Here is a 13,138-nt window from a genome sequence, read left to right as displayed (position 1 = left end):
GAGGGATGCGGACCGCAGCGACGACAGGAGCGAGGACCGCAATCGGTTGGGGAGGACGTGGAAATTCCTGTTGCCAGTGTAAGGAGTGGGTGATGCGATGTTAGGACGAGCGGGACTCGCCGCGACAGCAGAATGAGCAGTACTCCTGTGTTTTCCGGTTGTGTCGCTTTTCGTGCTCTACTGGCCTGTGTGTCGATCCAGACTGAGAAACATACTTCCTCGTTGAAACTCCCATCAGAAGACATGTTTCAGTGGTTCTGGTGAATACAGCGGTTATATCTTGTACGCCAGATTGCCCTCACGCGGGTAATACCGAAACAAGCACGGTGCAGCCACACGCCCTTCTCACTCGGCAGTATAACGAGGGACATCGCATCTGGAAAATATTCTGCCTTAGGCGAACTGCGCTCGGAGTATCCGGGCTTCAACTTTCCGCAGGTGTTCAGCAATGGTACTTGGCGCACAGTCCAATTCCGCGGCAATGTCTTCCTGACCGGCGCTCCGAGGGATGTCGTAGTAACCCAGTTGTACTGCCGTTTTGGCAACTTCACGCTGTCGGTCGGTGAAGGTGGCCTCAATAGTAGCAGCCGTGCTAGTGAGATTGCCCACCTCTTCGATAGTCACGTCAACCGGAACAGAGAAGCCTTCGATTGCATCTTGTATCTCGTCGTCAGGACCGAACAGTGAGAAAACCACCGTTCCATCAGATTCGTATTCGATAGGGGGGACGGCAATAAGGCCACCGGAGGTCAGAGGATCGAACATCTCTCGGAGCGAATCAGTCGTCGCGTCTCGGACGTACACGTAGCATGATCGCCCGTCGATACGTTCCATGTCGTAGCCGACGACCTCCGGAACCTTTTGCATCGCTTTTTCGAGTGCCTCGGCGTCGCCAATAACGTAATGGAGGATGCCGAGTGCGTCTCCGGTATAATTCCACTGTACTGCCGTCGCTCGCTCAACGAACGATGTCTCAGTCAGTACACCGTACATCGGGTGGATATCACCTGCTTGTCCATGGGCCGTAATGCGCACCCGGACGTGTTTCATGGGTGATGATACGTGATCGATCAATTAAACTACCCGAGTACACTCGGCAATAGTTACTCAGATCGGTATAGCCAATCGTCATCTATGATCCGAACGCTGGTGACAGGCGCGACAGGTACGCTTGGGACAGCCCTTCGACCGCGGCTCACGGCGGCGGGTCACACTGTCCGAGCGGCGAGCCGTTCGCCCCCTCAAGAACCTGAAGGGAACCTCAACTGGGTGGAGCTCGATTTGACCGATGGCACGGGCCTCGAGTCGGCACTTGAAAACACCGACGTTGTCATCCACACGGCGACGGCCCCGCAGGGCGACACAGCGGCGGTTGATGTAGAGGGAACGAAACGACTTCTCGAGGTGGCTGAGACGGCAGGCGTAGAGAACTTCCTCTATCCGTCCATCGTCGGTATCGACGAGATTCCCTTCCCCTATTATGAACAAAAAGTCTCTGGTGAGATAGAAGTCGAGGAAAGCGATATACCGACGACTATCGTCCGTGCGACGCAGTTCCACACGTTCATTGCGGAACTGTTGGATTCGGTGGCGAAGCTTCCGCTGTGGCCCCTTCCGACGAACGTGCAGATTCAGCCTATCGATGTCGGCGAGGTCGCGGATGTTATAGTGGATTATGCGATGCTGACAGCGAGTGGTCGAACTGACCCAATTGGTGGACCCAACATCCTTTCAATTGGCGAGCTTGCACAGGTCTACCGTAATACGCGTGGCCTACGACGTCCGATCATCAGAGTTCCCATTCCCGGCAAAACGATGGCGGCGTTTCGGACTGGCCGTGCGACGTGCCCCGAGCAAAAGATTGGGACAGTCACGTGGGAGGAGCGGCTCGCGGAGCGATACGCGAGTGGAGCGAATGATACCCCAGCTCATGCGAAATCACCAACGTGATCGCCAATGGAACAAAACATGTCGCAGGCTGACCGGGTTATTCGCGGTGTGAGTGGAATCTGGTTGCTGTCAATGTCGGTTGGTGCAGTACTTGATCGACGGTACGTGATTGGGGCTATCACGGGTATCGCGGGACTCGGTCTACTGTCGAATTCCGTGACGGGTCACTGCGGCGGAAACGCAGTGCTCGGTATCGATACATCTTCGGATGCATCCTGCTCAGTGGAATAGCCCTCAGTGTCGAAGGTGTAAGTATCGATGATGCCTCCGGTGTTGTATTCACACTGTCTATTCAGCAACGGCTCTCTCGACATCTCTCTTAGCCGATTGAAGTACGCGCATTAGGTTCGCGGGTGTAGTTACCGAAATGACTGTCTCACTTTCAGACATAATACCGAATAAAGAGATTACGCTACTATCCACTGCTATTCGAACGCTAGTGTCGTTCGATTCCGAGCAGTGAAGATGGTGTCAAGAAACTCTTGTTCGGAGAGTTCAATTTCGTAATTGACTGTAAGTAAACCGATTTCACTGTTCTCTGTTGTCTGATGAACCAGTACCTCGTAGCTTACCGTCCCTTCGCCATGGTTGTGAACTTCGACGACTATCCAGCCGTCTTCTCGATAGGTATCGAACTCGTCGTAAAGGCTATCATGAATTGGTTGAATGAACAGATCGTGAGTGTTTTCGTCTTCAGATTCCGATCTAAACCGAAATCGAGTGCGATCAATACTGGTTTCAGTCGGTTGTGAGATCGTCGTTTGAAGTCGGTAAGCCGACGGCGTATCTGACCGCTCAATGAAAGAAACCCGTGCGATTCCCTCATCATTGTATTTATGCTCGAAATGGATCCACGCAGAGTCACGCTCTTCGATTGGACTTTCGAGAGAAACCTCCTCTTCGAGTGTCGAACACCCGCTAAAAGAAACACTAGCAACCACTGCAGTTGTAGTGAGATATTGCCTCCTGTTCACACGTTCAAGAAGCCACCCAATGCTATTACAATTTTATAAAATATATTGAATGTATTATTTTATATAGTGTATTATGTGGGGCAACTGACAGAATAGCGGTTAATACGCACCGCTTCTGAACGACTAATTCAGTCGACTGGCTGCCGAGCAAACTCTATTGCTGCGCTGCACGACACCGCTCTATTCAGCAGTCAACACGTCTCTTCTGTCAGGGTTCAACAGAGCGGAACCTACCTACAATAGACCCTGTTCGTCCCGCAGCGTCCGGTACTGCTCGAGGTAGCGACCTGCGATCACCGACTCGTCGTACTCTCCAAATCGGTCGTCGAAGTCGCGGTACTCGAGGTCGCCGGCTTCGAGAATCGCGTCGGCCAGTTCCTCCTCGCTCGTAGTCCGAAAGCCGCGGTCCCAGCCCTCGACGAGTTCGTGGGCGCTCGAGTTCGCGTGGTACTCGACGATGCCGACACACCCCGAAGCCAGCGCCCAACACATCTCCGTCGGGAACACGCAGTGTTCTGCCGTCTGCGCGAAGACGTGAGCACCGCGATAGGCCGCGAGTCGATCCTCGAGTGAGCACTCGCCGGCGAAGGTGATCCGGTCATCGATCCGGAGATCGCTCGCGAGGCGTTCGTAGGCCTCCCGCTCCGGCCCGTCGCCGATGACGGTCGTCGACCAGTCTCGGTCGCGTAGCTCCGCCAAACCGAGCAGGAGGCTCTCGAGGTTCGCTCCCTCGTCGAGTCGGCGGGCGTAGACGACGTCGACTTCCTCACCGGGCGAGACCTCCTGAATTCGGTCGATGTCGATTGGGTTCGGAATCGTCTCGACGCAGTCGCCGTCGCCTCCTCGCTCCCGGACCCACGTCGCGACGAGTTCGGATGGGGTGATCAGTCGGTCGCCGCGCTTGGTCGCCCGTCGGGTCCACTGCTCGTCGTCGACGCCGTCGTCGCCGTACCACTCGACGAGCAGGGGTGTCCGTGCGAGCGTCGCCCCACCCGCGGCGGCGAGCACGGTCGTAGGCGGCCGAGCGCTCGCGTGGACGACGTCCGGACTTGCAGCCGCCAGATCGAACGGCAACCGAAGGCAAAACGACCGCCGCGACTCTACGTCGTCTGTGACGGCGTGATACGTGACGTCGTCTCGCTCGAGCGAGGGAGATTCGTCGTCCCAAAACCTCGCACAAAAGCAGTGAACGTCGTGTCCGTGATCGCGAAGCACCTCAAGAACGGTCTGGCACCGCTGGTTCGTCTCGGTGTCGTGGTGGTGAACCGTCTCGATCGAGACGAACGCAATCTGCATGTGTCGCGGGACGCAGCGGTGGGATAAAAAGTCACTTCTTTTGGACTGTTCGCTCACGACGACGGTGCTTCGTTCCACCCACGACGGGTCTTACAGCCAACGCGACGCGTCCGACGATCGGTTACTCCGTGTCACCGAATGAGAACGTATCGGTGAAGAACTCCGTCACACGATCGAGAATGCTCTGGTCCTCGTCAGCGTCATCGTCGTCTTCCACGTCGACGCTGTCGGCCTGGTCGTCGTCCGCGTCGTCACCATCGTCTGCGTCGGCATCATCGTCCGCGTCATCGTCCGATGCATCGGTGTCGCCGTCGTCCGTCTCATCTCCGTCCACGTCGTCAGCATCTTCCTCGTCCGCGTCGTCTGCGTCATCCTCGGCATCGTCATCGCTCTCCTCCTCGAGTGCATCGTCTGCGTCATCGTCGTCGGTCTCGTTCCCGTCCGTGTCCGCGTTGTCGTCAGTCTCGTTGTCCGCGTCGTCGTCGATACCGACGCTATCCAGCCCGTCGGTGCCGTTCTCGTCGTCCGTAACGTTCTCGAGTTCCTCCTCGAGGTCGACCGGTTCGTCCTCGGAGTCGTCCTCACCGCCGTCTATCGGATTTTCGTCGCTGCTGTTCGTCTCCGGAGAGCCGTCGCCGGGTGAAAATCCGGCCCCCACGATCGCCATCGTCAACCCGAACGCGACGAGGACGACCACCACGGTGATCAGGACGGCTGCCGTCGATCGATCGCTGTCGCTTTCGTCCCGTCTCTCGCCCGTATCGTCCATCACTCTTCTCTGGGTGACTCGAGACGCTTTGTTACCCGTTCCGAAACCACTCGGACGGATCGGTTCGCTCGAGTATCGTTCACGTACACTGTGCAGTTCCGACTGAAGCCGGTATTACTGGTCGACCAGTAGGAGCCAGCGAACGCTTCGCACTCGCCCTCGCAGCGGGGTGGCAACCAAAACCACTACCGCGTCGAAGGAAGTGTGGGGTGTATGGGCAGCTACGAGATCGAACGCTACCTCAACATCCGCAGCGCGTACGGCGCGTCCTTTAGCCCCGACGGCGAGTGCCTCTCGTTTCTGATGAACACGACCGGAACCGGCCAGCTCTGGACGCTCGAGGAGCCCCGGGCCTGGCCCGAGCAACGGACGTTCTACGACGAACGCGTAACGTTCGCGTCGTGGTCGCCGGAGCGTCCGGAAGTAGTCTTTGGGATGGACGAAGGCGGCAACGAACGTGCGCAGCTATTCAAATTGGACGCCGACACCGGCGAGATCACGAACCTCACGGCCAAGCCGGACGCGAAACACCGCTGGGGTGGCTGGAGCCACGACGGCGAGCGATTCGCGTTCGCCTCGAACCGACGCGACGAGTCGGTTTTCGACATCTACGTTCAGGATCGGACGGAGACGGGTGACGAGGCGACGCTCGTCTACGAAGGCGACGGCTGGCTCTCGCTTTCGGGGTGGAGCCCCGACGATTCGCGGCTGCTCGTCTCGCAGGCGTACTCGAACTTCGATCAGGACCTCTACGTGCTCGACCTCGAAGCTGAGGAACCCGAACTCGAGCACCTGACACCCCACGAGGGTAACGTCCGATACCAGAGCGCCAGTTGGGCACCCGACGGAACTGGACTCTACCTCGTCACCGACGAGGGCGACGCGGACACGCTGTATCTGGCGTATCTCGACCTCGAGCGCGAGTCGGGAAGCGACTCGAAGACGGGCGGCCTCGAGACGGTCGTCGAGGGAGGAGAGTGGAACGTCGACGGCATCGCGCTCGACGACGAGACGGGCCGGTTCGTTTACTCGCGAAACGTCGAGGGCTACACCGAACTGACGGTCGGCGAGTTCGACGCGAACGATCCGACCGCGTTCGAGACGTTCCCGGAACCCGACCTGCTGGGCGGGATCGCGGGCGGCGTCAGCTTCGACCCCGACGCGGAACGCTTCGCGCTCTCGACCAGCGGCGACACGGTCAACACGAACGTCTTCGTCGTCGATATCGAAACCGGCGAGACAGAGCGCTGGACCGACGCCCCGACGGCCGGAATTCCTCGAGAGACGTTCGACGCGTCCGATCTCGTCCACGTCGAGAGTTTCGACGGATTGGAGGTACCTGGCTTTCTGACACTCCCCGACGACCGAGAGGAGGGGACCACGCCGGTTATCGTCGACATCCACGGCGGCCCCGAGAGCCAACGTCGCCCCTCTTTCTCGAGCGTCAAGCAGTACTTCCTCGATCGGGGTTACGCCTACTTCGAGCCGAACGTCCGCGGGTCGGCGGGCTACGGCGCTGAGTACGCTGCCCTCGACGACGTCGAAAAGCGGATGGATTCCGTCGCTGATATCGAGGCCTGCGTCGAGTGGCTCCAGGACCATCCCGCAGTCGACTCCGACCGAATCGTCGCGAAGGGTGGCTCCTACGGCGGGTTCATGGTGCTCGCGTCGCTGACCGAGTACCCCGACCTGTGGGCCGCCGGCATCGACGTCGTCGGCATCGCGAACTTCGTCACGTTCCTCGAGAACACCGGAGACTGGCGTCGAGAGCTTCGAGAGGCCGAGTACGGCAGCCTCGCCGAGGACCGCGAGTTCCTCGAGAAGATTTCGCCGATCAACAACGTCGAACACATCGATTCGCCGTTGTTCGTCCTCCACGGCGAGAACGACCCGCGCGTGCCCGTCGGTGAAGCCGAACAGATCGCCGAGCAGGCGGCCGAACAGGGCGTCCCCGTTCGCACGCTCATCTTCGACGACGAGGGCCACGGCTTCTCGAAACTCGAGAACCGGATCGAAGCCTATACTGAGATCGTCGACTTCCTCGACGAGCACGTATAACCCTCGAAACCACATCCCTTTCAGTCGATCCGAGCGCTGCTCGTCGAGCGAACCGATCGACAGACTCCCGTCCCAAACAGTTTTGCGATGGTCGCGAGATACACGGATGTGTCTTCTCTTGGATTCATCGGACTCGGCTCGATGGGCGGACCGATGGCGAAAAACCTGGTTTCGGCGGGCCACGACCTAACGGCGTACGACCTCGACGACGACGCACTCGAGGCAATCGCCGACGCCGGCGCGACGGCGGCGACGTCCACCGCGGACGCAGTCGAGGGCGCGGAGGTCGTCTTCCTCTCGCTTCCGGGTCCGGACAACGTCGACGCGGTCGTCGAGGAAATCGAAGCCGACCTCGAGGAGGGGACGATCCTCGTCGATCTCACCACCTCGACGCCGGGGACGACGGAAGCGATCGAAGACCGACTCAGTGACCGGGATATCGACGTGTTGGGTGCGCCCGTCAGCGGCGGGTCCTCCGGTGCGAATGCCGGAACGCTGTCGATCATCGTCGGCGGCGACGAGGCGGTCTTCGAGGCGTGTGAACCGCTCTTCGAAGTCATCGGCTCGGACATCTTCCACGTCGGCGACGGCGTCGGCCACGGTCACGCGGTCAAACTCCTCAACAATTACCTCTCGAACATCGCGCTGCTGGCGACCTCCGAGGCGGTGATCCTCGGCGACGCAGCGGGCCTCGACAGACAGACGCTCGTCGACGTCTTCAGCGTCTCCAGCGGGAGAAACAGCGCGAATCAGGACAAGATTCCGAACTACGTGCTCACCGGCGAGTACGATATGGGCTTCAAAATCGGCCTCATGGAGAAGGACATGCGGCTGCTCTCGGAATTCGCGGGCGAACAACAGGTCCCGATGCTCCTCGGTCACCTCACCCGCGACCTCGCGGGCTACGCGAAGACGAAGAAAGGCTTCGACAGCGACATGACTCGAGTGTACGACTTTTTGGAAGAATTCATGCTCGAGTGAGTCACACCCCTCGCTTTCCGAAGACGGAGCGATCCGCCCCGACGAAAGTTCCTGACGCCATCACAACTGCGCCGCCGAAAACGATCGGACGGCGGGGAGTTACGTCGACGTTCGGAAGAGGTACATGGTGATCGGGCCGAAGACGACGACGAGTACGACGGACATGGCCAACACGATGCCGATCTCTCCGGCCGTCGCAGTGCCGTGCATCAACCCGCGCATCGCCGTCACGAGGTGACTGACGGGGTTGATTTCGACGAACGCCTCGAGCCAACCTGGCATCGTTTCGGGGTCGACGAACACGTTGCTGACGAACGTGAGCGGGAACAGGATCATCATGCTCACGCCCATGAGCGACTCGGGCGAGCGCATGACGAACCCGAGTGCGGTCCAGATCCACGACAGGCTAAAGGAAAAGACGAGCAACAATGTGACCGCCGCCAGCACTCCAACTACACCGCCTTCCGGACGGAACCCGAGTACCAGACCGAGGACGATCACGAGCGTCGACGCGATCGTATACCGGACCGCATCGCCGAGCAGCGCGCCGACGATGACCGACGGTTGCCAGATTGGTAGCGTCCGGAACCGATCGAAGACGCCCTTGTCGATGTCGTTGTTCAGCGTGACGCCCGTGTAGATCGTGATGAATACGACCGTCATCGCGAGGATACCCGGCAGGAGATCCTGCAGATACGCGCCCGTCGAACCGGCGAGCGCCCCGCCGAACAGGTACGTGAACATCAACAGGAACATGATCGGGAAGACGGTCACGTCGAACAGCTGTTCGGGGACGTGCTTGATCTTCAACAACGCCCGCCAGCCGAACGTGAGCGACGAGGAGACGGCGTTCGGTCCGTCCGGCCGCTCACCGGTCGCCACTGCCGATCGGAGCATCTCGACGTCCGCCTCGTCGGGCTCGCTCGAGGTCGTCATCGAGAATTACCTCCGTCGGTCGATTCGCCGGTCGCCGGACGATTGGTCAGTGCGAGGAAAACCTCGTCGAGACTCGGCTGACCGAGCGCGAAATCGGTTACCTCGATCCCGGATCGAGAGAGTACCGCGAACGCGTTCGCAGCGTTTTCGGCGTCGGAAATTCGCGCCGACAGCGCCGCCGGATCGGACTCGAGTTCGATGGGTGTTTCGAGTACGTCGGCGAGCAACCGTTTGGCGTCCGCCCTTCGCTCAGAATCGCGTAATCGGACGTTCAGTACGCCCGATCCGACCGAGGACTTGAGTTCGCTCGGCGTTCCCTCGGCGATGATCTTTCCGGCGTCGATGACGGCGATTCGATCCGCCAGGTAGTCGGCCTCGTCGAGGTACTGCGTGGTCAGGAGCACCGTCGTCCCGTTGTTGACGAGAGCTCGGATAATGTCCCAGACCTGATTTCGGTTTCGGGGATCGAGTCCGGTCGTCGGTTCGTCGAGGAAGAGCAAATCCGGGGTGACGACGATGCTCGCCGCGATGTCGAGTCGTCGTCGCATGCCGCCGGAGTACGTTTTCACCTGACGCGTCGCCGCCTCGGTCAGGCCGAAGGCGTCGATCAGTTCGGCAGTTCGTTCCTTGGCTCGCGACCTCGAGTAGCCCAACAACCGAGCCAACAGGAGGAGGTTCTCGTTCCCAGTGAGATCCTCGTCCACCGACGCGAACTGGCCGGTCAGGCTCACTCTGGATCGCACTGAATCGGCGTCGCTCACGACGTCGTGACCGAGTACCCTCGCCGATCCGGCGTCGGGGCGCAACAACGTCGCGAGCATGCGGATCGTGGTCGTCTTCCCCGCGCCATTCGGTCCCAAAAGCCCGTAAATTCTGCCGGCGGGAACGCTCAGGTCGATTCCGTCGACGGCTTTCGTCTCGCCGAAGTGTTTGCGGAGACCGCTGGTCTCAATTGCCAATGGGACGCTCTCGACCGTCGGTTCGCTATCGAAGGTACCATCGGCCTTCTCACCGGCGGAGCGATTTCGAGGCCGGTCTTCGCGGGCCCTCGCCGACGATTGGTTCCGACTCGTGTTGGCCGGTCCCGTCTCTGCGGAACTCGAGGCTTCTGTGAGATCAGCGCTGTTTCCCGTCGATTCGCGTTCCGTCATGTTCTCACCCGAAGAACCGAAACTCGTAGTCGATCGCGTTCGGAGGAACGGAGTGCAGTCGTCTCTGTTTGAGGGTGGTTGCTCATCTCGTTCGCCTCGCTATCTAGAGGATTCTCGAGGGTATGAACCCGAGCCATGAGTAGAGCGAAAGTGGATATTGGGGCTCCAGGGACAGCCGAAATAGCGGAATACGACCGCTGTCGAATCACTTTCGCTCGGTCACCTAAGGCGGGCCGTCCCATCACCACCCTGTCCAGCGATTGCTGTGCTGAGCGACCCCACCGACGGGTTTCGTTCCAGACTCTCGCTTCTCAGTCAGCCGAATCCGAGTGTGCTAGGGCCACTACCGAGAAACGGTGTCCCGGGATAGTGAGATTGTCGAGACCATCTCGTTTCGCGTGAGCGGAGGGGCCACAAATGTGACGACTGACCGTCACCGACTCGACGACCGAGAACGCTCTGCGACGAGTGCTCTTGTTCCGAAACTCGAGTTCGGTGGAGACGGAACGATTCTCTCGCGGCAAAAACGAAAAACGCGATTCCGAACGCGGCTTCACCGACGTTACTGATCTTCGAACGGCGCTTTGAACGACGGCTCGATCGGCGTGTACGGACTATCGTCGTACCCGCGCTCGAGGTCGTTCGGATCGAGACTGAGCAGGTAACAGTCGAGGTCGACGATGCCCTCGACGAGCCAGCCAATGGCCTCGTAGAACGTGTCGTCGACCATCTCCTGGAGATCCGTCGCGAGGTCCGTCAGCCACCAGCCGTGGGCCATGAGGAACGCGCGTCGGTGCTCGTCGTCGCCGTCTCGAGCGAGCGTCTGAAGGGCAGCTAACTCGACGGCGGCGTGGTCTGCTTCTTCCTTGAGGTCCTCCGTCGGGTGGATGTTCAGATCTCGGTAGGAGCTCTTGACGGCCGCGAGGGGCTGGCCGAGGTAGTCGTCTGCGTACCAGGACTCGTAAATCTGGAGCCTGGGTCGCGGACCGACGAAGAGCTTCGTGTGTGTTCGTTTGAGTTCGTCGGCTATCTTGCTTGGCTCGTCCACGTCGGCTTGCCACTGGCGGAGCAGTCGGAACCCATTCTCGAGTGACTGCGGGGAGGCCTCTGCGGGAAACTGTTCTGTCGAAAGTCGTTCGACGGCGATCTCGTCGGGCGGATCTGCGAGTACGCTCGAGACGAACGCGTAGAGTTCCGCGAGTTCGCCAGTCGTGTTGCTCGGCTGTGTCATCGGTAGGTATCGTCTTCGGAAGGGAAATCAGTTGGTTCGGAAATCGACCGGTCTATACTGGGAGTGGCATCGGCGTGAACTCGGCGGCCATGAGGTAGCTGAGCGCGAGCGCGAGTTTGCCGGCGACGACCAGCGCGGCCGCGGCGACGTAGGCTCCGACGGCACCGGAGTCAGAGAGCGCGTCACGACGTACGCCGAGTGTCCCAGCGATCGAGAGCGCGATCGGGACGATCAGGCCGCCGACGAGCGCGATGCCGACGAACTCGAGTGCGTAGGCCGACGTCAGGTTGTCGACTGCTGGTTGGGCTGCCGGAATCTGCTCGGGCAAGAGGAACAGCGTCGCGGCAACCGCGACGAGTCCGCCTGCGAGCAAGCCGGCTGCGCCGAGCGAACAGTTCTGGATCGGTCGACTGACGTCACGCTCCGCGAGCGCGGCGAGGCCGACTGCGACGGTGAGTCCGGCACCGAGGCCGGTGAGGATCTGCACTGGGAGCAAGAACGTCGGGTCCCAGAGTGCGACCCGTTCGGTCGAACCGGAGCCGTAGGCCATCGCGGAGTAGACCAACACGCCGGCCGCGAAGATCCCGAAGAGGGCACCGACGACGAGTCGGTTTCGCCGGGACGGACGGGTGTAGTCCGCGATACTGTCGAGGAGGTTCATGAGGCCGACCTTGTTCGCAGCGCCGCGGAAGCCACCAGCCGTTTCGTCGCTGGTTGCGGCTTTGGCCGGGCCACCGTCGGCTGCGACGTCTTCGCCGCCGTCGGCTGCAACCTCGTTACTCGAGCCCAGCGTTCGGGCGTGTGGTCGGTTCGTCCCGAACGCGAGCCAGAGGAACATTACCGAAGTCCCCAGACCGAAGCCCATCAGCATGTACGCGCCGATGGACATCCACGAGCCCAGATTCGTCATCGTCAGCGGGATCATCATGGCACGGAACGGTGCCGCGAGGTGTGAAAGCAAGACCGGCGGCCCGATGGCCAACCCACCCAACCCGACGAGGTAGCCGAACTTGGCGACCTGTCCGTACTGTCTCGAGTCGCGTTTTTCGGCGAGCAAGTCGGCAATGTACCCGGTCAGGTAGGCACCGCCCGCGATCCCGATCATGGCGATGTAGACGCCGATACGCCAGTTCCATTGGTCGTACGGTAGACCGTACGTGACTTCAGTTGGCATCGGTGATCTAGTCCCCCATAACCTCGTCCGCGTCATCGCCGAAGATGATCTGTGCGGACTCTTCGTTGAACGGCGTCGAGACGCCGTCTTCGTCGAGCTTTTCGGAGAGCTCCTCTGGCGTGCCAAACAGCAAGGCGTCCGTCGGACACTCGGAGGAACACGCCGGCTCGAGGTCGTTCTCCTGGCGCGGTTCGCAGGTCGTACACTTGTCCATCAGACCGTTTCCGCGGGCCCCCAGCGGTTCGGATTCCTGTGCTTCTGGAACCTCGCCGTCGGGGAACTGCGGTGCGCCGAATGGACAGCCGACGCCACAGTAGTGACAGCCGATACACTTGTCGCCGCTGACGCGGACGCTGCCGTTGTCCGTGTAGTGAAGCGCCTCCGTCGGACAGACGTCGATACAGGGCGCTTCCGCGCAGTTGTAACACTGCATCGGCTTGTTCGTCTCGTTGTCCGTCCCGTGCTCGATGGCAACGACCTGTATTCGATCTGACTCTGGCGGGAGGTCCCACGTCCGCTGACACGCGACCTCACACGCCCCACAGTCGATACAGGACTCCCAGTTGGGAATGACTCGTGCCGGTCCACCGTTGGAATCTTGTGTGCTCATTTTCGTTC

At 60.3% G+C, this 13,138-nt stretch carries 12 protein-coding genes; 4 read left to right on the top strand and 8 right to left on the bottom strand.

Annotated elements, in window-relative coordinates:
* Positions 1–393: 393 nt before the first annotated feature.
* Complete coding sequence (locus BLW62_RS12835) at positions 394–1,050, bottom strand: helix-turn-helix domain-containing protein (protein WP_090507399.1); 657 nt, start codon at positions 1,048–1,050, stop codon at positions 394–396.
* A gap of 84 nt (positions 1,051–1,134) precedes the next feature.
* Here BLW62_RS12835 and BLW62_RS12830 point away from each other — a divergent pair, with 84 nt between their 5' ends.
* Both BLW62_RS12830 and BLW62_RS12825 read left to right on the top strand, forming a co-directional pair.
* A complete protein-coding gene (locus BLW62_RS12830) occupies positions 1,135–1,950 on the top strand; it encodes an SDR family oxidoreductase (RefSeq protein WP_090507398.1) in 816 nt (271 codons plus the stop codon).
* 6 nt (positions 1,951–1,956) lie between these two features.
* Complete coding sequence (locus BLW62_RS12825) at positions 1,957–2,181, top strand: YgaP family membrane protein (protein ID WP_090507397.1); 225 nt, start codon at positions 1,957–1,959, stop codon at positions 2,179–2,181.
* Positions 2,182–3,158: 977 nt separating this feature from the next.
* Here BLW62_RS12825 and BLW62_RS12815 read toward each other — a convergent pair.
* Together BLW62_RS12815 and BLW62_RS12810 are read right to left on the bottom strand one after the other, a co-directional pair.
* Positions 3,159–4,220, bottom strand: coding sequence for a glycosyltransferase family 4 protein (locus BLW62_RS12815; protein ID WP_090507395.1), 1,062 nt, complete (start codon positions 4,218–4,220; stop codon positions 3,159–3,161).
* Between the two features lie 121 nt (positions 4,221–4,341).
* A complete protein-coding gene (locus BLW62_RS12810) occupies positions 4,342–4,989 on the bottom strand; it encodes a hypothetical protein (RefSeq protein ID WP_175459742.1) in 648 nt (215 codons plus the stop codon).
* Between the two features lie 213 nt (positions 4,990–5,202).
* On the opposite strand from BLW62_RS12810, the gene BLW62_RS12805 reads away from it, so the two are divergent.
* Entirely contained in the window at positions 5,203–7,047 is a 1,845-nt protein-coding gene (locus BLW62_RS12805) for a S9 family peptidase (protein WP_090507394.1), read from the top strand.
* A 108-nt stretch (positions 7,048–7,155) separates the two neighbouring features.
* On the top strand, positions 7,156–8,028 hold the full coding sequence (locus BLW62_RS12800; protein WP_175459741.1) for an NAD(P)-dependent oxidoreductase: 873 nt from the start codon (positions 7,156–7,158) through the stop codon (positions 8,026–8,028).
* Positions 8,029–8,127: 99 nt separating this feature from the next.
* Here BLW62_RS12800 and BLW62_RS12795 read toward each other — a convergent pair whose 3' ends face one another.
* The 5 genes from BLW62_RS12795 to BLW62_RS12775 form a co-directional block, all read right to left on the bottom strand.
* Positions 8,128–8,964: an ABC transporter permease gene (locus tag BLW62_RS12795; protein ID WP_090507392.1), complete on the bottom strand. Its 837-nt coding sequence runs from the start codon at positions 8,962–8,964 to the stop codon at positions 8,128–8,130.
* Positions 8,961–10,115: an ATP-binding cassette domain-containing protein gene (locus tag BLW62_RS12790; protein ID WP_090507391.1), complete on the bottom strand. Its 1,155-nt coding sequence runs from the start codon at positions 10,113–10,115 to the stop codon at positions 8,961–8,963. Before BLW62_RS12790 ends, BLW62_RS12795 begins: the two co-directional genes overlap by 4 nt.
* 562 nt (positions 10,116–10,677) lie before the next feature.
* Positions 10,678–11,346 carry a TorD/DmsD family molecular chaperone gene (locus tag BLW62_RS12785; protein WP_090507390.1) on the bottom strand — a complete coding sequence of 223 codons (669 nt, stop codon included), beginning with the start codon at positions 11,344–11,346 and terminating at the stop codon, positions 10,678–10,680.
* A gap of 52 nt (positions 11,347–11,398) precedes the next feature.
* The gene (locus BLW62_RS12780) at positions 11,399–12,520 is read right to left on the bottom strand and encodes a polysulfide reductase NrfD family protein (RefSeq protein ID WP_090507389.1); all 1,122 of its coding nucleotides are present in this window, start codon (positions 12,518–12,520) and stop codon (positions 11,399–11,401) included.
* A gap of 7 nt (positions 12,521–12,527) precedes the next feature.
* Entirely contained in the window at positions 12,528–13,130 is a 603-nt protein-coding gene (locus BLW62_RS12775) for a 4Fe-4S dicluster domain-containing protein (RefSeq protein ID WP_090507388.1), read from the bottom strand.
* Positions 13,131–13,138: the final 8 nt, after the last annotated feature.

This window comes from Natronorubrum sediminis, from assembly GCF_900108095.1.
In the GTDB taxonomy this organism is placed as follows: domain Archaea; phylum Halobacteriota; class Halobacteria; order Halobacteriales; family Natrialbaceae; genus Natronorubrum; species Natronorubrum sediminis.
The sequence above is the reverse complement of the archived record's forward strand: the minus strand, read 5'-3'. Positions and strand labels throughout refer to the sequence as shown.

Excerpts from the sequence above, each read along its gene's own strand:
- BLW62_RS12835 (WP_090507399.1), bottom strand. The coding sequence starts at position 1,050 with ATGAAACACGTCCGGGTGCGCATTACGGCCCATGGACAAGCAGGTGAT.
- BLW62_RS12830 (WP_090507398.1), top strand. The coding sequence starts at position 1,135 with ATGATCCGAACGCTGGTGACAGGCGCGACAGGTACGCTTGGGACAGCC.
- BLW62_RS12825 (WP_090507397.1), top strand. The coding sequence starts at position 1,957 with ATGGAACAAAACATGTCGCAGGCTGACCGGGTTATTCGCGGTGTGAGT.
- BLW62_RS12815 (WP_090507395.1), bottom strand. The coding sequence starts at position 4,220 with ATGCAGATTGCGTTCGTCTCGATCGAGACGGTTCACCACCACGACACC.
- BLW62_RS12810 (WP_175459742.1), bottom strand. The coding sequence starts at position 4,989 with ATGGACGATACGGGCGAGAGACGGGACGAAAGCGACAGCGATCGATCG.
- BLW62_RS12805 (WP_090507394.1), top strand. The coding sequence starts at position 5,203 with ATGGGCAGCTACGAGATCGAACGCTACCTCAACATCCGCAGCGCGTAC.
- BLW62_RS12795 (WP_090507392.1), bottom strand. The coding sequence starts at position 8,964 with ATGACGACCTCGAGCGAGCCCGACGAGGCGGACGTCGAGATGCTCCGA.
- BLW62_RS12790 (WP_090507391.1), bottom strand. The coding sequence starts at position 10,115 with ATGACGGAACGCGAATCGACGGGAAACAGCGCTGATCTCACAGAAGCC.
- BLW62_RS12785 (WP_090507390.1), bottom strand. The coding sequence starts at position 11,346 with ATGACACAGCCGAGCAACACGACTGGCGAACTCGCGGAACTCTACGCG.
- BLW62_RS12780 (WP_090507389.1), bottom strand. The coding sequence starts at position 12,520 with ATGCCAACTGAAGTCACGTACGGTCTACCGTACGACCAATGGAACTGG.
- BLW62_RS12775 (WP_090507388.1), bottom strand. The coding sequence starts at position 13,130 with ATGAGCACACAAGATTCCAACGGTGGACCGGCACGAGTCATTCCCAAC.